Origin of the sequence: Nocardioides eburneiflavus, from assembly GCF_004785795.1 — a bacterium.
Taxonomy (GTDB): domain Bacteria; phylum Actinomycetota; class Actinomycetes; order Propionibacteriales; family Nocardioidaceae; genus Nocardioides; species Nocardioides eburneiflavus.
In genome coordinates this window covers 4789619-4809382 of record NZ_SRRO01000001.1, presented here as the reverse complement: position 1 = coordinate 4809382, position 19764 = coordinate 4789619, and the positions used below count along the sequence as shown (strand labels likewise).

Annotated in this window: 15 protein-coding genes; 8 read left to right on the top strand and 7 right to left on the bottom strand. The window is 72.9% G+C overall.

The features are described from left to right. Positions 1–36: 36 nt before the first annotated feature. Positions 37–1236 carry a glycosyltransferase family 4 protein gene (locus EXE59_RS22570; RefSeq protein ID WP_135840899.1) on the bottom strand — a complete coding sequence of 400 codons (1200 nt, stop codon included), beginning with the start codon at positions 1234–1236 and terminating at the stop codon, positions 37–39. Positions 1237–1426: 190 nt separating this feature from the next. Here EXE59_RS22570 and EXE59_RS22565 point away from each other — a divergent pair, with 190 nt between their 5' ends. Further along, positions 1427–3403 (top strand): DUF7657 domain-containing protein, encoded by a 1977-nt coding sequence (locus EXE59_RS22565; protein WP_135840898.1) that lies wholly within the window; start codon positions 1427–1429, stop codon positions 3401–3403. A gap of 61 nt (positions 3404–3464) precedes the next feature. On the opposite strand, the gene EXE59_RS22560 is transcribed toward EXE59_RS22565, so the two are convergent. The 5 genes from EXE59_RS22560 to EXE59_RS22540 form a co-directional block, all read right to left on the bottom strand. Continuing rightward, positions 3465–4577 (bottom strand): DegT/DnrJ/EryC1/StrS family aminotransferase, encoded by a 1113-nt coding sequence (locus tag EXE59_RS22560; protein WP_135840897.1) that lies wholly within the window; start codon positions 4575–4577, stop codon positions 3465–3467. Between the two features lie 48 nt (positions 4578–4625). Beyond that, positions 4626–5327 (bottom strand): LbetaH domain-containing protein, encoded by a 702-nt coding sequence (locus EXE59_RS22555; protein WP_168218644.1) that lies wholly within the window; start codon positions 5325–5327, stop codon positions 4626–4628. Positions 5328–5347: 20 nt separating this feature from the next. Then, a complete protein-coding gene (locus tag EXE59_RS22550; RefSeq protein ID WP_135840895.1) occupies positions 5348–6493 on the bottom strand; it encodes a DegT/DnrJ/EryC1/StrS family aminotransferase in 1146 nt (381 codons plus the stop codon). Between the two features lie 116 nt (positions 6494–6609). Further along, on the bottom strand, positions 6610–8055 hold the full coding sequence (locus EXE59_RS22545; protein ID WP_135840894.1) for a glycosyltransferase family 39 protein: 1446 nt from the start codon (positions 8053–8055) through the stop codon (positions 6610–6612). 5 nt (positions 8056–8060) lie between these two features. Beyond that, on the bottom strand, positions 8061–9413 hold the full coding sequence (locus tag EXE59_RS22540) for a hypothetical protein (RefSeq protein WP_168218341.1): 1353 nt from the start codon (positions 9411–9413) through the stop codon (positions 8061–8063). Between the two features lie 121 nt (positions 9414–9534). Here EXE59_RS22540 and EXE59_RS22535 point away from each other — a divergent pair, with 121 nt between their 5' ends. The 7 genes from EXE59_RS22535 (at position 9535) to EXE59_RS22505 (ending at position 18498) form a co-directional block, all read left to right on the top strand. After that, positions 9535–10263: a TIGR03936 family radical SAM-associated protein gene (locus tag EXE59_RS22535; RefSeq protein WP_246056996.1), complete on the top strand. Its 729-nt coding sequence runs from the start codon at positions 9535–9537 to the stop codon at positions 10261–10263. A 337-nt stretch (positions 10264–10600) separates the two neighbouring features. After that, on the top strand, positions 10601–13897 hold the full coding sequence (locus EXE59_RS22530) for an Rne/Rng family ribonuclease (RefSeq protein WP_135840892.1): 3297 nt from the start codon (positions 10601–10603) through the stop codon (positions 13895–13897). A 193-nt stretch (positions 13898–14090) separates the two neighbouring features. Next, complete coding sequence (gene rplU, locus EXE59_RS22525; protein ID WP_056908626.1) at positions 14091–14390, top strand: 50S ribosomal protein L21; 300 nt, start codon at positions 14091–14093, stop codon at positions 14388–14390. Positions 14391–14434: 44 nt separating this feature from the next. Beyond that, complete coding sequence (rpmA, locus tag EXE59_RS22520) at positions 14435–14689, top strand: 50S ribosomal protein L27 (protein WP_135840891.1); 255 nt, start codon at positions 14435–14437, stop codon at positions 14687–14689. A 99-nt stretch (positions 14690–14788) separates the two neighbouring features. After that, positions 14789–16381 carry a GTPase ObgE gene (gene obgE / locus EXE59_RS22515; protein WP_135840890.1) on the top strand — a complete coding sequence of 531 codons (1593 nt, stop codon included), beginning with the start codon at positions 14789–14791 and terminating at the stop codon, positions 16379–16381. Beyond that, on the top strand, positions 16371–17492 hold the full coding sequence (gene proB / locus EXE59_RS22510; RefSeq protein WP_135840889.1) for a glutamate 5-kinase: 1122 nt from the start codon (positions 16371–16373) through the stop codon (positions 17490–17492). The genes obgE and proB overlap by 11 nt, the downstream gene beginning before the upstream one ends. Before the next feature lie 349 nt (positions 17493–17841). After that, complete coding sequence (locus EXE59_RS22505; protein WP_135840888.1) at positions 17842–18498, top strand: nucleotidyltransferase domain-containing protein; 657 nt, start codon at positions 17842–17844, stop codon at positions 18496–18498. Position 18499: 1 nt separating this feature from the next. Here EXE59_RS22505 and EXE59_RS22500 read toward each other — a convergent pair whose 3' ends face one another. Continuing rightward, the gene (locus EXE59_RS22500) at positions 18500–19753 is read right to left on the bottom strand and encodes a basic secretory protein-like protein (RefSeq protein WP_135840887.1); all 1254 of its coding nucleotides are present in this window, start codon (positions 19751–19753) and stop codon (positions 18500–18502) included. Positions 19754–19764: the final 11 nt, after the last annotated feature.

Here is a 19764-nt window from a genome sequence, read left to right as displayed (position 1 = left end):
GATCTCCTCAGGGGTGTGGATCGTGGGTTTCGGGGGTCAGCGGGTGCGCTGCGGGACCGGGTGGGCGACGAGGCCGCCGAGGACCTCGAGGTGCCGCTCGGTGACCCGGTCGAGGGCGAAGTGCTGGTCGACGATCGCGCGGGCGCTCTCGCCGACCTGACGGGTCGCCTCGGGGTCGTCGAGCGCGAGGTTGAGGCGGGCGGCCAGGCCGTCGACGTCGCCGACGTCGCACATGAAGATGTCGTCGCCGTCGATCATCGGGATGCCGGGGAAGTTGTCGATGCGCCCCCACGCCACCACCGGGGTGCCGGCCGCCATCGACTCCAGCGTCGCGGTGCCCAGGCCGAGGCCCTGCTCGTGGCTCTCGACGGTGGCCGCGGCCAGCAGGTGCGGGATGTCGGACTTGGGGACGGCGCCGAGGCTCTGCACGGCGTGGGCCACGCCCAGCTCCTCGGCACGCTTCTGGAACAGGTCGTAGTAGACGCGGCCCACGACGACCAGGCGGGCCTCGGGGTGCCGGGCGAGCACCGCGGGCAGCGCCTCGACCAGGCCGAGCCGGTCGCGGACCGGGATGACGTGCCCGACGGAGAGGATGATCGGGGCGTCGCCGACGCCGGCGAGCTCGCGACCGCGGGTCGCGTCGCCGGAGCGGACCCAGGCCGGGTCGACGCCGACGGGGATCGCGACGAGGTCGCGGTAGCGGCCGCGGTAGCGCTCCTTGATGTAGTCGTCCATGTAGGAGTCCATCACCACGAGCGAGGGCCGCGAGCGGCGCAGGCGGGGCGCCACGAGGGTGGCGTCGAGGAACCGGAAGGCGTGCCGGTAGGTGGCCGCGGGGTTCTCCAGGCGCGTGTGGATGCTCAGCAGCACGGGAACGCCCCGTCGCCGCGCCCATGCGCCGGTGGCCCAGGTGAGGTCCATGAACTGTCCGTGCTGGTGGATCACGTCGGGCGCGAAGTCGTCGAGCAGCGCGGCGAGGCGGCGGCGCAGCGACGGCCGCGTGGCGAACGAGATGTCGAAGGAGACCGCCAGCCGGCTCTCGGGGAGCACGAAGGCGGGGAAGCGCACCACCCGTACGCCGTCGCGCCACTCCTCGGCAGGGGCGTCCTGGTAGGCCGCGGTCACCACGAGGACCTCGTGGCCCCGGGCGGCATAGCCGCGCGCCAGGGCGTCACTCAGGTGAGCGCTGCCTCCCACCCGCGGCGGGTAGAAGTTGTTCACCACGACGATGCGCACGTATGACCCCGATCGATTGCGCCGACAAACCGGTCCACCATAACGATCCGCGGCGGTGTGCTCCCAATCCGGCCGCGGCCACGGGCGCGGCCCGGGCAGGCGGTGCGCCGTACGGCATGGAGTAGCCTGACCGCCGCTCGGGACCAGACACGGGGAGGCCGTCATCGACACCACGTCGCCGGAACCAGCGGTGTCGGAGTCCCCGGATTCACCGCAGCCACCGGAATCGCCGCTCCCCGACGAGGAGCGGCGCACCTGGCGGATCCTGGGCAGCTGGCCTGATCGCCTCGAGGTGCTGCTACCGCTGCTGGCCTACACCGCGATCGTGCTCGGCAGCCTGTCCACCTCGTCGCTCGGCCTGCTGTCGGTCGAGGGCACGGGGGAGGGTGCCGACCAGTGGGGCACGTCCCTGCCCATCCGCAGCGACGAGTGGCTGACGCAGGCTCCCATCGACCTCTCGGTGCTCGCCCACGGCACGTCGACGGCCCCGTCGCTGTCGCAGGACCCCGACCTGATCTACCAGATCTCGTCCGGGCAGGTCGTGGAGTCGGTCCTCTTCCACGAGGGCAACCTGCTCCGGCTGGGCCCGTGGCTGCCCGACGAGATGCTGTTCTCGGCGTTCCGGGCGTGGCCCTGGCTGCTCCTCGTGCTCGCGCTGCCACCGCTGCTGCGCCGGATGGGCGCGTCGCGGCCCCTGTCCTGGTTGGGCGTGGTGCTCGTCTTCCTCGCCCCGGCGTCGCTGTGGTGGTCCTTCATGCCGGTGCGGATCATGGCCTTCGCGGCTGCCGGCAGCTACGTGCTCTGGCTGGCGCGCGACCGGATGGTCGCCGGGCACCGGGTGGTCGCGGTGCTCCAGGCCGCGGTTGCGGGGGTGCTGCTCGCCCGGCTGGTGACCTACTACGTGCCGTGGTCCCTCACCCTGGGCGTGCCCCTGGTGATCGCCACGGGTGTCTACCTCGTCGCGGACCGGGTCACGCGCCGCCAGGCGCTGCTGACGGTGGGCGCCGGCGCGCTCGTCTCGCTGGCCGTGCTGGCCGGCACGCTGCTCGAGAACGCGGCGTCGCTGTCGGCCGAGCTCAACACGGTCTACCCGGGCCTGCGGCGCGTCACCGGCGCGGCCCAGATGCCCTCCCAGCTCGTCGGCGGGCCGGCGCTGTTCGAGATGGAGGACGGGGCCGCGCCCACCCTGCTCAACCAGAGCGAGATCTCCTCCGGCTTCCTGGTGTGCGCCTTCTGGGCGCTGGTGGTGTGGCGGCGCGCCTGGGCGGGTGCGACCACTGCCCAGAGGGGTGCGATCACCACCCTCGCCGCGGCCACCGCGCTGTGGAGCGCGTGGGCGATGTTCGACTGGGGCCTGCTCGGCGAGCACGTCCCGCTGCTCAGCGCGGTGCTGCCGGTCCGGGCGGCACAGACGGTGGGCTTCCCGGCCACGCTCCTGCTGGTCCTGCTGGTCTCCCGCCTCACCGGGGACTCCTCGCGCCTCGCCGTGGCCGCCGCCGTCACGACGGGCGTCGTCACCGCCTACGGCGCCTCCGACGCGCGCCGCGCGCTGCCCGACCTGGCCACCTGGCAGGTCTGGGCGGCCGTGCTGGCGGTGTCGGCCGTCGCCTACGCCGTGACCCGCTGGCCGTCCCGCTCGTGGCCGGTCGTCGGCACGCTCGTCGTGTGCCTGGCCGCAGGCATCGACGCCAACCCGGTCGTACGCGGGGTCGGCGACCTGCGCAGCAGCCCGGCGGCCGACGCGGCCCGGGCCCTCACCCGCCGCGCCGAGGCGGACGGCACGCTCATCGCGACCAACTCGATGGCGGCCAACGCGCTGCTCATCGCCAACGGCGCGCCGACCCTCACCGGCAACCAGGTGACCGGCCCGATCGTGTCCGAGTGGGAGAAGGTCGACCCCGACCACGAGTACGAGAACGTGTGGAACCGCGGGGCGAGCTACCTCTACGTCGCCTTCGACGGCGAGCGCGACGCCCCGTGGGTGGAGGAGGCGGCGCCCGACGTCATCGTCATCCACGCCCACCCGTGCTGGCTGGCCGAGAGCGACCTCGACGTCGGCTACGTCGTCGCGACGCTGGAGATCCCCGGTCCGTGCGTGCGGCCGCTGCGCACCTTCACCTGGAACGGCGGCCCCCAGTACGTCTACGCCCTGCGCGAGCGCGGGTGAGACGCACGGCGGCCGGTGCCCGTGAGGGACACCGGCCGCGGTGCGGTCGTGCAGGGGCCGCTCAGGCTCCGGCGCGCACCGTCGTGTTGACGGCGGTGACGATGCGCTCGAGGTCGGCCTCGCCCAGCGATGGGTGGACCGGCAGCGAGATGACCTCGCGCGCGACCTGCTGGGTCACCGGCAGTTCGAGGCCCTCGGCGTAGCGGGTCAGCGAGGCGAGCTGGTGGTTGGGGATCGGGTAGTAGACGCCCGAGCCGACCTGGTGCTCCTCGCGCATGGCGGCGACGATGCGGTCGCGCTCGTCGCCGTCGACCTTGATCGTGTACTGGTGGTAGACGTGCGTCGCGTCGTCGGCGACGGGCGGCACCACGACACCCTCGAGGTGGGCGTCGAGGTAGGCCGCGTTCTCCTGGCGCACCTTGGTCCAGCCCTCGACCTTGGTCAGCTGGACGCGGCCGATGGCGGCGTGGATGTCGGTCATCCGGGCGTTGAAGCCGACGACCTCGTTGGCGTACTGGCGCTCCATGCCCTGGTTGCGCAGCAGGCGCACCGTGCGCGCGATCTCCTCGGTGGCGCAGGAGACCATGCCGCCCTCGCCCGAGGTCATGTTCTTGGTCGGGTAGAGGCTGAACATCGCGAAGTCGCCGAAGGAGCCGACCTGGGCGCCCTTCCACGTCGCGAGGTGGGCCTGGGCGGCGTCCTCGAACAGCCGCAGGCCGTGCTCGTCGGCGACGGCGCGCAGCGCGTCGACGTCGGCGGGGTGGCCGTAGAGGTGCACCGGCATGATCGCCACGGTGCGCTCGGTGACAGCGGCGCGGACGCTCTCGGCGTCGAGGCAGAAGTAGTCGGGCTCGACGTCGGCGAAGACCGGCGTCGCTCCGGTCAGCGCGACCGAGTTGGCGGTCGCGGCGAAGGTGAAGGACGGGACGATCACCTCGTCACCCGGCCCGATGCCGGCGGCGAGCAGGCCGAGGTGGAGGGCCGAGGTGCCGGAGTTCACGGCCACGGTCGTACGCCCGCCGGCCACCGCGGCGCCGAACTCCTGCTCGAACGCGGCGACCTCGGGGCCCTGGGCGATCATGCCGGAGCGCATCACGCGGTCCACGGCGGCACGCTCGTCGTCGCCGACGATCGGCTTGGCGGGCGGGATGAACGGGAGGGACTCGGCGGACATGTGGAGCCTTTCGGGTGCGGTCGGTGCAGTCGGTGCGGTCAGAGGTCGTCAGTGGTGCTCGAGGCGTGAGAGCCACGCCTCGACAGGGGCCTTGAGCGGGTCGTGCAGGCCGCTCGTGTCGCGCGAGCCGTGCAGCACGACGGCCGCGAGCGGCTCGTGCTGGTCGGCGGCCACGCCGAGGCGGTCGAGCCGGTAGGTGTTGAGCCGCGCCGCCCGGGCAGGGACGCCCATGCTCACGACGAAGGGGGGCAGCTGGCGCGTCACGGCGGACTGCATGCCGATCATCGACCCCTCCGGCACGGTCAGGCGCTGGTGCACCACGGTGCCGAGGCCGAGGTTGGCGCCGTCGCCGACGGTGACGTGGCCGGCGGTCACAACCATCGCGGACACGGTGACCTCGTCACCGATCCGGCCGTCGTGGTTGACGTGGGCCTTGGTCATGAAGAAGCCGTCGTCGCCCACCGCGGTCTCGTGGGCCCAGCCACCGCTGATCGTCACCATCTCCTTGAAGACGTTGCGCGACCCGATGGCGACGGGGTTGCCGTCGAACGGCTCCTCCCACGACGCGGTCATGTCGTGGCCGCGCACCTCCGCGGCACCGCCGACCACGACGTGCGAGGCGAGGTAGTTGTCGTCGCCGAGGCTGACCCTGCCCTGCAGGACGCAGAACGGTCCGACGACGTTGTTCGTGCCGAGGGTGACCTCCGGGCCGATGACCGCGGTCGGGTGGATCCTGTTGTCGTTGCCCACGTGCGTCGCGCTCCTGCGCCTCAGCGGCGCACGGCCGGGTCGGCGAGGACGTCGCGCAGCTGCTCGGAGACGTAGTCGAGGTCGTCGGCCACCAGGTTGGCGTGCATCGGCAGCGCGAACTGCGTGGCGAAGAGTCGGGCCGACACCGGGCACACGTCCTGGGTGCCGTAGACGGGCTGGACGTGGGAGGCGTACGTGCCGAAGTTGCTGCCGACGCCGCGCTCGCGCAGCGCCATCACCACGGCGTCGCGGTCGACCGTGTCGTCGGTGGTCACGAGGTAGGACTGGTAGGGGTGGGTGCGGTTCTCCGCGACGACCGGCAGGGTGATCCCCTCGGCGTCGCCGAGGCGCTCGGCGTAGCCGGCGGCGGCAGCGGTGCGCGCCGCGACGAGGGCCGGGAGCCGGGTGAGCTGGACGCGCATCATGGCGGCCTGCACGTCGGACATCCGGTAGTTGTAGCCCGCCATGTCGAAGGACGGCACCGCCAGAGCCGAGGAGCCCTCGCGGCTGACGGCGGGGGCGATGCCGTAGGTGTGCAGCTTGCGGGCCAGGTCCATGCGCGTGGCGTCGTCGCCGACCAGCGCGCCGCCCTCGCCGGCAGTGATGCCCTTGCGGCCGTGGAAGCTGAACGCGGCCAGGTCGGCCAGGCTGCCGGCCGGCCGGCCCTTGTAGGTCGCGCCGGCCGAGCAGGCGGCGTCCTCCAACAGCCACAGCCCACGGCTGCGGCAGAGCGCGGCGAGCTCGTCGTAGTCGGCGGGCTGGCCGACCATGTCGACGGCGATGATGCCCACCGTGCGCTCGTTGACCAGGGCGGCCGCGGCGTCGACGTCGATGGTGCCGATGTCGGGGCGGACGTCCGCGAAGCGCGGCGTGGCGCCGGTCCACATCACCGAGTGGCCCGTGGCGGGGAAGGTGTAGTCGGCGACGATCACCTCGTCGCCGGGGCCCGCGCCGAGCACCTGGAGCGCCAGGTGCAAGGACGAGCCGCAGTTGGACGTCGCGAGCGCGTGGGCGGTGCCGGTCGCCGCGGCGAGCTCGCCCTCGAAGGCGACGCAGGTCGGGCCCGCGCCGGAGAGCCAGCCGCTCGCGAACACCTCGCGGAGCGCCTCGATCTCCTCCTCGCCGACAGTGGGCTGACCGAGGGCGACCTGACGGGTGGCGAGCATGGAGGACCTTCCGGATCACGGCCCGAGAGGGCCTGCGCATCGTGTGGTGTGACCGTCACAACCTACGCGTCGCCACGGGCAAGACGGAAAACGTGGCCAGGGCCCGGGGCGGGCCCTCACCAGGCGCTGACGCACCAGGCCGCGACGGAGATCACGCCGACCGCGGCGAGGACCCTGGCGAACCAAGGGTGGTCGCGCGCGAGCAGGAGGACCACCAGCACGAAGAACGGGGCGAGGGAGATGGAGTAGCGGGAGACGACCGGGTAGTCGATGCCCACGTTGACGGCGTTCAGCAGCCGGAGCAGCGGGGGATAGGCCAGCAGGCCCAGCAGGGCCGAGACGGCCGCCAGCTGGAGCACGCGTACGGGCTCCCGGTCGGGCTGGCCGTCGGACTGCCCTTCGGGCACCGTCGCCGATGTGGGACGCCACGGCAGGTCGAGCCGGCGCAGCACGCCCGTCGCACCGGCGATCAGGCCGCCCCCGACCATCGCGGTGACCAGCAGCGGCATGCCGATCCCGGCCGCCCGGACGTAGGTGCGCACCGTGCCCAGCTCCGGCCGCACGAGGCTGCCGTCCTCGACCCACGGCAGGTGGGAGGCGAAGATCTCCGCCCACACGCCGAGCGCGACCTGCTCCCAGCCCGCACGGGCGTAGGGCGCGTAGAGCGTCGCGTCGTCGATCGTCGCGCGAGCGTCGATCACGGTTCCGTAGGCGAGGATCGGCACGACGAGCAGCCCGGCGAGGACGGCGGCGTGCCACCAGCGCGGGTCCCACGGCGTGTCGAACCGCCGTCCCCGGAGCCGGAGGAGGAGGCCGAGCAGGACGGCGACGAGCAGCACCCCGGCCGGCAGTGACGCCGTCACCGCGACGGCGGCGCTGACCGCCGTGGCGGCCGCGACCCAGCCGAAGCCGCGTCCGGTCAGCAGCCACCGGAGGCCGGCACCGGCGACCAGCGCTCCGCACAGCACGGCGGCGGACATGGGGTTGACCATCGTGGAGTAGACGAGCACCGACGGCGCGGCGACCGGGATGAAGGCCGCCGCCACCTGCCCGGCCGGCCCGAGCCCCAGCCGCCTGGCGACGTACGCGCAGAGCGCCATGCCGAGCACGGCGACGACGGCGGCGAAGCGGCGGTAGGTGTCGAGCTCCCACCGGGCCTCGCCGGCGACTGCGTCGTGGGCACGGCGGAACCCCTCACCGGCCACGAAGTAGGTCGGGTAGTGGATGTAGCCGGTGGTGTGCGAGCCCGTGGGCTGCGGCAGGCGGCTCGGCACCGCCTTCGCCGAGCCGCACCGCGCCTGCCACGCGATGGACTGGTGCCCGGAGTAGCAGGTCCAGGTGTCGACGAGCGGCCGGCCGATGTCGGCGCCGCGGTAGGGGTAGGTGCCCCGGTGCACCTTGAAGGCCGTGTCGGCGTGGGCGATCTCGTCGACGGGGGAGAGGGGCTTGCCCTCTCCGGCCAGGCGCCACGTCGTGACCAGGGTGAGGACCAGGCCGGCGACGAGGACGCCGACGCCGAGCCACGAGGCCGCGCGGCTGCGCAGGGAGGTCGTACGCGTCACGGGCCTCACCAGATCGCCAGTCCGACGCCGAGCACGCCCACCGTCCCCAGGGTCGCGAGGACCCTGCCCAGCACCGGCCGCCCGGGCGTGGCCAGCAGCACGAGCCACACCAGCACCGGGACGAACGAGATCGCGTACCGCGACACGATCGGGTAGTCGAAGCCCACGTTGAAGGCGTTGCTCACCCGCAGTGCCGGCGGGAAGAGGACCAGGGTGACGAACGCGGACACGACCAGGAGCGGGACGATCCCCACCGTGCGGTCCTCCTGCGTGGACGCCGCGCGGGCGCGCAGCAGTGCGCGGCCGGCGACCACGGCGAGCGGCGCGAAGACGGCGAGCGTCATCCAGAGCGGGACGCCCTGGACGGCCGCCCGCGCCGCGTGCTGGACCAGCGGTGCCTGTGGGTCCGCGCCCAGCGAGACCGACTCGTACCACGGCGTGTGGAGGATCGAGAGCTCCCACAGCGCGCCGCGCACGACGTCGGCGAGACCGTCGAACGACGCGAAGCCGTAGAGCTCGCTGTTGGGGATGGTGGCCCGCGACTCCAGCCACCGGCCGTAGGCGATGACAGGGGCCACCACGATCACCGCGAGCAGGCCGAGCTGCCACCAGCGCGGTCGCCACGGTCCGGGGACGGTCCACCCGAGGCGGCGCAGCACGAGGGTGGCGAGCATCGCGACCATGAAGACGCCTGCCGGAAGGGACTGGACGACGGCGAGGGAGGCGGCGAGGGCCGTGGCCGCGGCGAGCCACCAGAAGCCGTGTCCACCGATCGCCCAGCGCAGACCGCTCCAGGCGATCAGCGCGCCGGTGAGCACCGCTGAGGACTGTGGGTTGGCGATCGTGCCGTAGAGCAGGATGCCCGCAGCGGCAGAGGGGGCGAACGTCGCCGCCAGCAGACGTGCCCCCCGGAAGCCGAGGCGCCAGCCGGCGAGGAGGCAGATCAGGATCCCCGAGCCGGCCATGAGGGCGGCGAAGTGACGGTAGGGCGTGACGAACGACCCGCCACCGCCCACGGCCTCCGCGGCACTGCGATATCCCTCGGCCAGGACGAAGTACGTGGGGTAGTGGATGTAGCCCGACGTGTAGATGCCGGACGGCAGGGAGTTGGGTCCGAGGTCGGGGTGGTCGCAGGGCGCCATGGCGTCGCCTGCCTCGTGGCCGACGCCGCAGGCCCACTCCCGCACGACCTCCATCGTCATGAGCGACCCGCGGTGCGGGTACGTGCCGTCGTGGACGTGCGCGTGCGTGTCGAGGTGCATGTGCTCGTCGACGCTGCTCATCGGCTGGCGCGACCCTGCCTCGCGCCACAGCGCGGTGAGCAGGACGACCAGTGTGACCACCAGCAGGACCGGCACCGTCCGCGAACGGGTCGGCCCTCGCCGCGACGCGGCAGCTCTACGCACGGACTGGTTCCCCCTTCGACTCCGGCGACGGCAGCACCCTAACCAGACGGACCGGCGACTACCGTTTCCTCTCGTGCCCCAGCAACAGCCCGAGCAGCAGGCTCCGCCCGTCCAGCGCCTCCGGGTGCGCTACGCCAAGCGGGGTCGGCTCCGCTTCACCAGCCACCGCGACTTCAGCCGGGCCTTCGAGCGCGCGGTCTTCCGCGCCCGGATCCCGATGGCGTACTCCTCGGGCTTCAACCCCCACCCCCGGATCTCCTACGCCGGCGCCGCGCCCACCGGCTCGGCCAGCGAGGCCGAGTACCTCGAGCTGGCGCTCGCCGAGGTCGTGGTCCCGGCCGACGTCCACGCCCAGCTCGACGAGGCGCTGCCGCCGGGCCTCGACGTGCTGGAGGTCGTCGAGTCCCCGGGCGGGTCGCTGTCCGACCTGCTCGAGGGCAGCCGCTGGCGCATCGACCTCGCCGCCGACCGGGACGCCACGACCGCCGCCGTGGAGCGGTTCCTCGCCGCCGACGAGACGTTGGTGGAGCGGATGACGAAGAAGGGGATGCGCGAGTTCGACGCCCGGGGAGCGGTCGTGTCGCTCGTGGTCCTGCCCGAGGACCCGGCGGCCGGCGGGCGTACGTCGCTCGACGTGGTGCTGCGGCACGGCACCCCGGCCGTACGCCCCGACGACGTGCTGCGAGGACTCGAGTCCGTCGCGGGGCTGCCGGCCGGGGAGGCGCCGCTGATGACCCGCGCGGCCCAGGGGCCGCTCAGCGACTCCGGCGAGGTGGGCGACCCGCTGGCGGCTCGCGCATAGGGCCAGGCCTGCGGCGGTGTGCGATACTCGCCACGTTCGACGCCCCGGCTCCCGCCGGGATCCCGTCGAGCCGACGACGTTCTCGCCGGTCACGCCCTGATGGATGGGGAGGGGCCGGCACCCCGGGTGGGTGGACGTCACCGGACCGCGACGCGGCCACAGGAGTCGGTGACAGCGACTCGACGGTGGCCCGGCGACCGCGGCAGGTGACGGATCTCCTGCCCGGAGACGCACACGCGGAGGGTGTCGCCGCCACAGAAGCTTTGCGTCCCCGGGATCGTCACTCGAGAGCGGCGGACGCCGAATCGGCACCGTCTGGGTGCCCGAGGAGCACCACATGCTCAGTGATGACCAGAACGACCAGCCCGAGCGCAGCGAGTCGGGGGCAGACGCCCCGGTGGCACCCACGGAGACGGCCCCCGCGGCTCCCGTCGTGACGCGACGTACGCGCAAGGCACCCGCCAAGAAGGCGGCCGCCGCCCCGGAGGCGCCGGCCGACACCGGTGACACCGCCGAGGCCACGGACGTCGGCGAGTCGGCGCCCCCCGCGAGGAGGGCCACCGCGAAGAAGGCCACGGCCAGGAAGGCCGCCCCGCGCAAGTCCGCCGCCAAGAAGGCCGCCGCACCCGAGGCCGACGCCGAGGCGTCCGCCGCTGCTGACGCTCCCGCGGCCGCGTCCGTCGACGAGCCTGCCGCCCCGGTCAAGAAGGCCGCCGCACGCAAGACCGCCGCGAGGAAGGCCCCGGCCAAGAGGACCACGGCCAAGAAGGCCGCCGTCGAGCCCGCCGTCGAGCCCGTCTCGGACGAGTCGGGCCCCGAGGCCGACAGCGGGCACGCCGTGCTGTTCCAGGCCCCGGTCGTGACGACGACGACCCGCCGGACCCGCAAGAAGCCGACGCCGATCCCGGTCGAGGCTCCCGCAGCGGACGAGTCGGCCGCACCCGAGTCGGCTGCGGTCGACGTGGCCGGCGACGAGGTCGCGCCCACGACGTCGGCGAGGACGAGGGGCGCGAGCAAGAAGGCCGCAGGCAAGAAGTCCGGCAAGAAGTCCGGCGGTCGCGGAGCGGCCGCCCAGGACGCCGCCGACGCTGCGGCGACCGAGGAGGTCGCCGAGGACGAGGTGACCGACGAGGTCGCCGCGGGCGCCACCGACGAGACTGCCGACCAGACCGCCGACGGCACGGCGGCCGCGGACGCCGGCGCCGAGTCCACCGATTCCTCCGACGACACCGACGCCGACGCCGACTCCGACTCGGACGACGACGCCGACACCGATGGTGAGGGCGGCCCCGCGCGGCGTCGCCGTCGCCGCGGGGGCCGCCGCCGCCGCAAGTCGTCTGAGTCCGGCGGCGACGGTGCCGAGTCCGGCGCCGAGGCCGGCTCGTCCGAGCCCGGGGACGACTCCGCGGACACGTCCGACAGCTCCGGGACCAGCTCCGACGACAGCGCCGAGAGCAGCTCCGACGCGAACGGCGACGGCAACGGCGAGGGCACCTCCCGGCGTCGCCGGCGCCGCCGCAGGTCCGGCGACGAGGGTGGCGACGACGACGCCCCCAACACCGTCACCCGGGTCCGCAAGGGACGTTCCGCCGAGGACCAGATCACCTCGGTCCAGGGCTCCACGCGCCTCGAGGCGAAGAAGCAGCGCCGCCGCGAGGGTCGTGAGGCCGGTCGCCGCCGCGCCCCGATCGTGAGCGAGGCAGAGTTCCTGGCCCGCCGCGAGTCCGTCGAGCGCGTCATGGTGATCCGCCAGCGCGAGGACCTCATCCAGATCGGCGTGCTCGAGGACAAGGTGCTCGTCGAGCACTACGTCGCACGCGAGTCGCAGACCTCGCTCATCGGCAACGTCTACCTCGGCCGCGTCCAGAACGTGCTGCCGTCCATGGAGGCCGCCTTCATCGACATCGGCAAGGGCCGCAACGCCGTGCTCTACGCCGGTGAGGTCAACTGGCAGTCGTTGGGCCACAAGGAGGGCCAGCCGCGCAAGATCGAGTCGGTCCTCTCGAGCGGGCAGATGGTCCTGGTGCAGGTCACCAAGGACCCCGTCGGGCACAAGGGCGCCCGGCTGACCAGCCAGGTCAGCCTCGCCGGCCGGTTCCTCGTCTACGTCCCGGACGGCACCACCTCCGGCATCTCCCGCAAGCTGCCCGACACCGAGCGCAGCCGCCTGAAGACCCTCCTCAAGGAGATCGTCCCCGACACCGCCGGCGTCATCGTGCGTACGGCAGCCGAGGGTGCCAGTGAGGACGAGCTGACCCGCGACGTCGAGCGGCTCAAGGCGCGCTGGGAGGACATCGAGAAGAAGGCCGCCCACAAGGGGTCCGGCCCGCAGCTGCTCTACGGGGAGCCCGACCTGACCCTCAAGGTGGTCCGCGACCTCTTCACCGAGGACTTCTCCAAGCTCGTCATCGAGGGCGACGACGCGTGGACCACCGTCCACGGCTACGTCGAGTCGGTCGCCCCGGACCTCGTCGACCGCGTCGAGAAGTACCAGCGCAACGGCGCCGGCGACGTCTTCGCGACGTACCGGGTCGAGGAGCAGATCCAGAAGGGCCTCGACCGCAAGGTCTGGCTGCCCTCGGGCGGCTCGCTGATCATCGACCGCACCGAGGCGATGACCGTCGTCGACGTCAACACCGGCAAGTTCACCGGCTCCGGCGGCAACCTGGAGGAGACGGTCACCAAGAACAACCTCGAGGCGGCCGAGGAGATCGTGCGCCAGCTCCGGCTGCGCGACATCGGCGGCATCATCGTCGTCGACTTCATCGACATGGTCCTGGAGTCCAACCGCGACCTCGTCGTGCGACGCCTCGTGGAGTGCCTGGGCCGCGACCGCACCCGCCACCAGGTCGCCGAGGTCACCTCGCTCGGACTCGTGCAGATGACCCGCAAGCGCATCGGCACCGGTCTCGTCGAGGCCTTCAGCGAGAGCTGTGAGCACTGCCACGGTCGCGGCGTCGTGATCAAGGACCAGCCGGTCGACCCCCACACGAAGTCCTCGGACGACGGCGGGGAGGGCCGGCGCGGCAGCCGCCGACGCGGGCGACGCGGCTCGTCGGGCGAGGACAACGGCGGCGCGGGAGGCTCCACCGCCAGCTCCACCGCCAGCTCCACCGCCAGGACTGCCGAGCCCCACCACGCTCCGTCACCGAAGGACGTGGCCGCGATGGCGCGCCACGAGAAGCCGGCGGACGAGGCCGAGACTCCCCCCGAGGCGGCTCCGGCCGAGACCCCGGCCGAGACCCCGGCCGAGACCCCTGCCGAGACCCCGGCCGAGACCCCGGCCGAGACCCCGGCCGAGACCCCGGCCGAGACCCCTGACGAGGCGTCCGCGGACACCCCCGACGAGACCCCCGCCGAGGCGCCCGAGACCCCCGACGAGGCCCCCGCCGAGGCTGAGAAGCCGCGCGTGGTGACACGTACGCGCCGACGGTCGGCCAGCCGGCCGGCCGGCCCGCCCGCCGGTGTCGGCACCGTGCCGGACTCGGGCGCCGTCGAGCCGGGCACGGTCGTGGTGGAGCAGGGGGCGGATCCCGTCGTCGAGCCCGTCGCCGAGCCCGCATCCGAGCCCGCCGCCGAGGCCCCGGTCGTGGAGCACGTCCCGATCAAGAAGAGGGGCTCGCGCAAGCGCTGACCTCTGAGGACTCAACCCGGGTGGGCCGACCTCGTTTTGCCCGGTCGGCACCCGATCCCGTAGTCTTGGCCCTCGGTGTTCGATGCACCGATTCTGCGCGCCCGCCACGCGGCGTACTCGCCCGATCAGGCGGTGTCGTGCGCAGTCCCGCAAGTTTTCTACCTGTAGTCCGTATCGAGGAGAGTGACTCGCCGTGTACGCAGTCGTGCGCAGTGGCAGCAAGCAGCAGAAGGTTGCCGTGGGCGACGTCATCGAGATCGACGCGATGGCCGCCGCCGGCGACACCCTCACCCTTCCTGTGGTGATGGTCGTCGACGGCGACAAGGTGACCGCGACCGGCCTGGACAAGGCGAGCGTGACCGTCGAGGTCACCGGCCGCACCAAGGGCCCGAAGATCATCATCCAGAAGTACAAGAACAAGACCGGCTACAAGAAGCGCCAGGGTCACCGCCAGAAGTACACCCAGGTCAAGGTCACCGACATCTCCCTCTGAGCGTTCGCTCGAGGTCGACCAAGTCTCCCCAGAAGGACTGAACAATGGCTCACAAGAAGGGTGCTGCGAGCACCAAGAACGGCCGTGACTCCAACTCCCAGCGCCTCGGCGTGAAGCGCTTCGGCGGCCAGGTCGTCGGCGCGGGCGAGATCATCGTCCGCCAGCGCGGCACCCACTTCCACCCGGGCACCGGAGTGGGCCGCGGCGGCGACGACACCCTGTTCGCCCTGCAGGCCGGCGCGGTCGAGTTCGGCACCCGCCGCGGTCGCAAGGTCGTCAACATCGTCCCCGGCGAGTGACGACGCGACACCGAGCATTTCTGCACTGAGCTCTATTGCGAGGGGCGTCCCTGCCTGGGGGCGCCCTTCGTGCTTTCTCCCACCGATGCAAGGAATCTGATGGCCATCCCCACGTTCGTCGACCAGGTCACGCTGCACCTCGCGGCCGGACGAGGTGGCAACGGCGTGGCCTCCGTCAAGCGGGAGAAGTTCAAGCCGCTCGGCGGCCCCGACGGTGGCAACGGCGGGCAGGGTGGGTCGATCATCCTGCAGGTCGACACCAGCGTGACCACGCTCGTCGACTACCACCACAGCCCCAAGCGGCGTGCCGAGAACGGCGGCCAGGGTGCCGGCGACCACAAGAACGGCGGCAACGGCAAGGACCTCGTCCTCACCGTCCCCGACGGCACCCTGGTCAAGGACGCCGGCGGCAACGTGCTGGCCGACCTGGTCGGCCACGGCACCACCATGGTCATCGCGCAGGGGGGACGCGGCGGGCTCGGCAACGCCGCCCTTGCCTCCTCCAAGCGCAAGGCTCCCGGCTTCGCGCTGCTCGGCGAGCCCGGCGACGAGCTCGCCGTACGCCTCGAGCTGAAGGTCGTCGCCGACATCGGCCTGGTCGGGTTCCCCAGCGCCGGCAAGTCCTCGCTGATCGCCGCGATCTCGCGGGCGCGGCCCAAGATCGCCGGCTACCCGTTCACCACCCTGATCCCCAACCTCGGCGTCGTCACCGCGGGCGAGACGACCTTCGTGGTCGCCGACGTGCCCGGCCTGATCGAGGGTGCCGCGGAGGGCCGCGGCCTCGGGCACGACTTCCTGCGCCACATCGAGCGCTGCGCCGCGCTGGTCCACGTGATCGACACGGCTTCCATCGAGCCCGGCCGCAACCCCCTCGACGACCTCGAGGTCATCGAGGGCGAGCTCGCCCGCTACGGCGGCCTCGAGGACCGGCCGCGGCTGGTCGCGCTCAACAAGGTCGACGTGCCGGACGGCCAGGACATCGCCGACATGGTGGTCGAGGAGCTGCGCGGCCGCGGGCTGCGCGTGTTCGAGGTCAGCGCTGCGTCCGGTGCCGGCCTGCGCGAGCTCACGTTCGCCATGGCCGAGATCGTCGTGGCGTCCCGCGAGGCGGCGCCCGCCGTCGAGCCCGAGCGGATCGTCATCCGGCCCAAGGCCGTCGACGGCGGCGACGACTTCACGGTCGTGGCCACCGAGGACCCTTCGGCAGGCTCAGGGCAGCGTGGCTGGCGGGTGCGCGGCACCAAGCCGGAGCGCTGGGTGCGCCAGACCGACTTCAGCAACGAGGAAGCGGTGGGATTCCTCGCCGACCGCCTCAACCGCCTCGGCGTCGAGGTCCAGCTCGCGCGGATGGGCGCCCAGGAGGGCGACACCGTCCTCATCGGTCCCGAGGACAACTCGGTCGTCTTCGACTTCAAGCCCAGCATCGAGGCCGGCGCAGAGATGCTCGGGCGGCGCGGCGAGGACGAGCGGCTGCGCGAGGAGCGGCCGGCGCGCGAGCGCCGTCGCGACATCGCCGAGGGCATGGAGACCAAGGCCGAGGAGGAGGCGCGCGCCGACGTCGCCCGCCGGCTCGACGAGGAGCGCCGCCGCAAGAAGGGTCCCAACCGCAGCTCGGGCAGCTCCGGTGTGGGACCGATGGCCTACGAGATCGGCACGAAGGACGACCCCGACTGGGACGGCAGTGACGACTGACCGCTCGGCCCTGGTCGGCGCCGCCCGCCGGGTCGTGGTCAAGGTCGGCTCGTCGTCGCTGACCACCGCAGCCGGCGGCATCGACCCGGCGCGCGTGCGCCAGCTGGTCGAGGTGCTGGCCGCCGCGCGCGACGGCGGAGCAGAGGTCGTCCTCGTCTCGTCGGGCGCCATCGCCGCCGGCCTCGCGCCGCTGGGGCTGAAGCGGCGCCCGCGGGGTCTCGCGGCGCAGCAGGCTGCCGCGTCCGTGGGGCAGGGCCTGCTGGCCCACCGCTACCAGGAGGAGTTCGCCCGGCATGGCATCGTCACCGGCCAGGTCCTGCTGACCGTCGACGACGTCACCCGGCGCGCCCACTACCGCAACGCCCACCAGACCTTCGCCAAGCTGCTCGAGCTCGGCGTCGTGCCGATCGTCAACGAGAACGACACCGTCGCCACCTCGGAGATCCGCTTCGGTGACAACGACCGGCTCGCCGCGCTCGTCGCGCACCTGGTCCACGCCGACCTCCTCGTGCTGCTCTCCGACGTCGACGGCCTCTACGACGGGCCGCCCTGGCGGTCCGGTTCGCGCCTCGTCCCGGTCGTACGCTCGGAGAAGGACCTCGCGTCGGTGACCATCGGGTCCGTCGGCGCAGCCGGCGTCGGCACCGGAGGCATGACGACCAAGGTCGACGCCGCCCGGATCGCCACCGGCGCCGGCATCGACGTGGTGCTGACATCGGCCGAGCAGGCTGCGGCCGCCCTCGCCGGCGCGGAGGTCGGGACGCTGTTCGAGGCGACCGGAAAGCGCCGCCCGACGCGGCTGCTGTGGCTGGCCCACGCGACCTCGGGCCAGGGCACGCTGACCCTGGACGCCGGCGCCGTACGGGCCGTGGTCGAGCGCCGGGCCTCGCTGCTGGCGGCGGGTGTGACGGCCGTCGGCGGCAGCTTCGTGGCGGGCGACGCCGTCGACCTGCTCGACCCGGCCGGGGCCGTGGTGGCCCGGGGCCTGGTGAACTTCGACGCCGACGAGCTGCCGGCGCTGCTCGGCCGCTCGACCAAGGAGCTCAAGGCCGCGCTCGGGGCGGCGTACGAGCGCGAGGTCATCCACCGCGACGACCTGGTGCTCCTGTAGCCCGGACGGCTCGGCCTGAACTTCCACCCGAGTGCGTGGAAGTTCAGGTCGATCCGGAGTCGCCCACGCTCAACCCCGGATGAAGTTCGACCCGAGCGCGTGGAAGTTCATCCCGGGGCTGGAGGACTGGCGGCTGGAGATCCCGTCGCAGCCGTACGCCGCCCGCATCGCGACGGCCACGCGCTGGGGTGAGGTCCCACACGGCGCGGCCGGCGTCGTCGGGGATGGCGTAGAGGTTCTCGTGGTGCCCGCGGGGATCACGAGCACGGCACCTTCGTTGGCCGGCCACCACAGAAGCCCACCCGTCATCCCCCCACAGCGACTCCCGGACGGGCGCTAGCGTCGGCGCATGGGCGAGCGTGAGCCACTGCACCGCACGGCGGAGGAGGTCGCGGAGGACGAGGAGTTCTTCCGGTGGTACGGGCGGTGGGCGCCGCTCGACCCGGCCGGCGTCGTCGAGCTCATGGCCGGCTTCGAGCGGCCGTGGTGGATCGTGGGCGGATGGTCCATCGAGGCGTACACCGGTCGCCCGCGCGAGCACGAGGACGTCGACGTCTCGATCCTCGGCTGCGACCTCGGGGCCTTCCGCGCGCACGTCGGCGCCGACTGGAACCTCTGGAGCAACCACGGTGGGACGTTGCGGCCCTTCAACGACCGGCACCCCGAGGTGCTCGACGTGGGCAGCCAGGTCTGGATCCGGCGGAGCGCCTCGGACCCGTGGGTGGTGGACATGGTCCCGACCCCCGACCGCGACGGCCTCTGGACCAGCAAGCGCGATCCGGACATCGTCCTGCCCCTCGACGACGTGACGTGGGTCGCCGGGGACGGCGTGCGCTACCAGCGGCCGGAGGTCACGCTGCACTACAAGGCGGCGCTGCACCGGCCCAAGGACGACCGCGACCTGGCGGTGACCTGGCCGCTCCTCGATCCGCAGGCGCAGGCGTGGCTCGCCGACGTCGTACGCCGCCTCCACCCCGACCACCCGTGGCTGGGGCTGATGGCCTGACTCAGGCCGACCGCGCCCAGGCGAGGGCGTCGGCCACGATCTCCTTGGTCGACATGCCGAGCTCCGCCCGGACCCGGGCCTCCACGTCGGCGGGGAACGGGGCGCCCCTGCGCCGGAAGCTGCCCATCAGGTCCCACAGCACGTCGTCGCCGCGCGTGCTGGTGAGGTAGGCGCAGGCGAGGTGGGCGAGCGCGTAGTTGAGCCGGGACCGACCCTGGTAGAAGTCGCGCCCCGTCGGCAGGCTCCGCGGTGCCATCGACCCGAGCTGCTGGGCGAGGCCGCGGCGACGCTGGTCGACGTCGTAGGCAGCCGAGTAGGCGACGTAGTCCGCCACGCCCTCGCTCAACCACCGCGGGCTGCCGTTGTCGGAGGACCCGAGCGCGACGTGCACGAGCTCGTGGCGCAAGAGGATGCCCCGCCACTCCTCGCCGTCGGTGTGGACGGGGTTGACCGCGAAGCGGTGGGCCGCGACCTTCTTGCCACCCAGCCGCGCCATCACCGGGAACGCGATGCCGGCCGTCCGGTCGATCGACATCGAGCTCATCTTGTCGATGGCGTCGACGTCGCTGATGTCGTAGGCGACGACCCGCCCGGACCACGGCGGCACGAGCGGCTCGATGGCGTCGCGCGCCGCGACGATGGCGTCCTGCAGCTCCGCGGCCTGGTCCTTCGTCTCGTCGTCGAAGACACCGAGCACCCCGTCGGACTCCTCGACGGTGATCGAGGTGACGTCCCACGGCGCGGGCAGCCAGCCCGTGAGCGCGTCGTTCTGGAGGTTGCGGTCGCTGGTGAGCAGCACCTCGTCCTCGTCGCCCACGAAGGTGTAGATCAGCGGCTGGGTCACGGCGTGCTCGTCGTAGCCGTCGAGGCGCATCGTGAAGTCGATCGGCAGCTGGAGGTCGCCCTCGCCGTGGACGCGGGTCATCACGCCCTCGTCGCCGAGCGCGAGGGCCATCTCGGTGGCCGGCAGGCGGGCGACGTTGTCCCACCACCGGGCCTGCGTCCTCGCAAACTCCTCGGCCGACGGGTCGATGGTGGCGAGGAAGGCGTCGCGGTCTCCGTCGACCAGGGCCTGCTCACGGGTCTCGACGAGCTCCAGCGCCGCGTCGCGGAGCGACTCGTCCATGCCGGCGGGGGGTGCGGAGCGTGCCGGGAGCCCCGGGTGGCTGGGCTCGGCCGGTGGGGGCGTACCGCCCTGGCACGCGACCGTCGGCAGCAGGAGGAGGCAGGCGAACCAGGCCCGGGATGCGCGCACGCGGGGAGCCT

What these genes read in the sequence shown, in the direction of transcription:
- EXE59_RS22550 (WP_135840895.1), bottom strand. Translation starts at nt 6,493, where the DNA reads ATGCTCGCCACCCGTCAGGTCGCCCTCGGTCAGCCCACTGTCGGCGAG.
- rpmA (WP_135840891.1), top strand. Translation starts at nt 14,435, where the DNA reads ATGGCTCACAAGAAGGGTGCTGCGAGCACCAAGAACGGCCGTGACTCC.
- EXE59_RS22530 (WP_135840892.1), top strand. Translation starts at nt 10,601, where the DNA reads ATGCTCAGTGATGACCAGAACGACCAGCCCGAGCGCAGCGAGTCGGGG.
- obgE (WP_135840890.1), top strand. Translation starts at nt 14,789, where the DNA reads ATGGCCATCCCCACGTTCGTCGACCAGGTCACGCTGCACCTCGCGGCC.
- EXE59_RS22560 (WP_135840897.1), bottom strand. Translation starts at nt 4,577, where the DNA reads ATGTCCGCCGAGTCCCTCCCGTTCATCCCGCCCGCCAAGCCGATCGTC.
- EXE59_RS22505 (WP_135840888.1), top strand. Translation starts at nt 17,842, where the DNA reads ATGGGCGAGCGTGAGCCACTGCACCGCACGGCGGAGGAGGTCGCGGAG.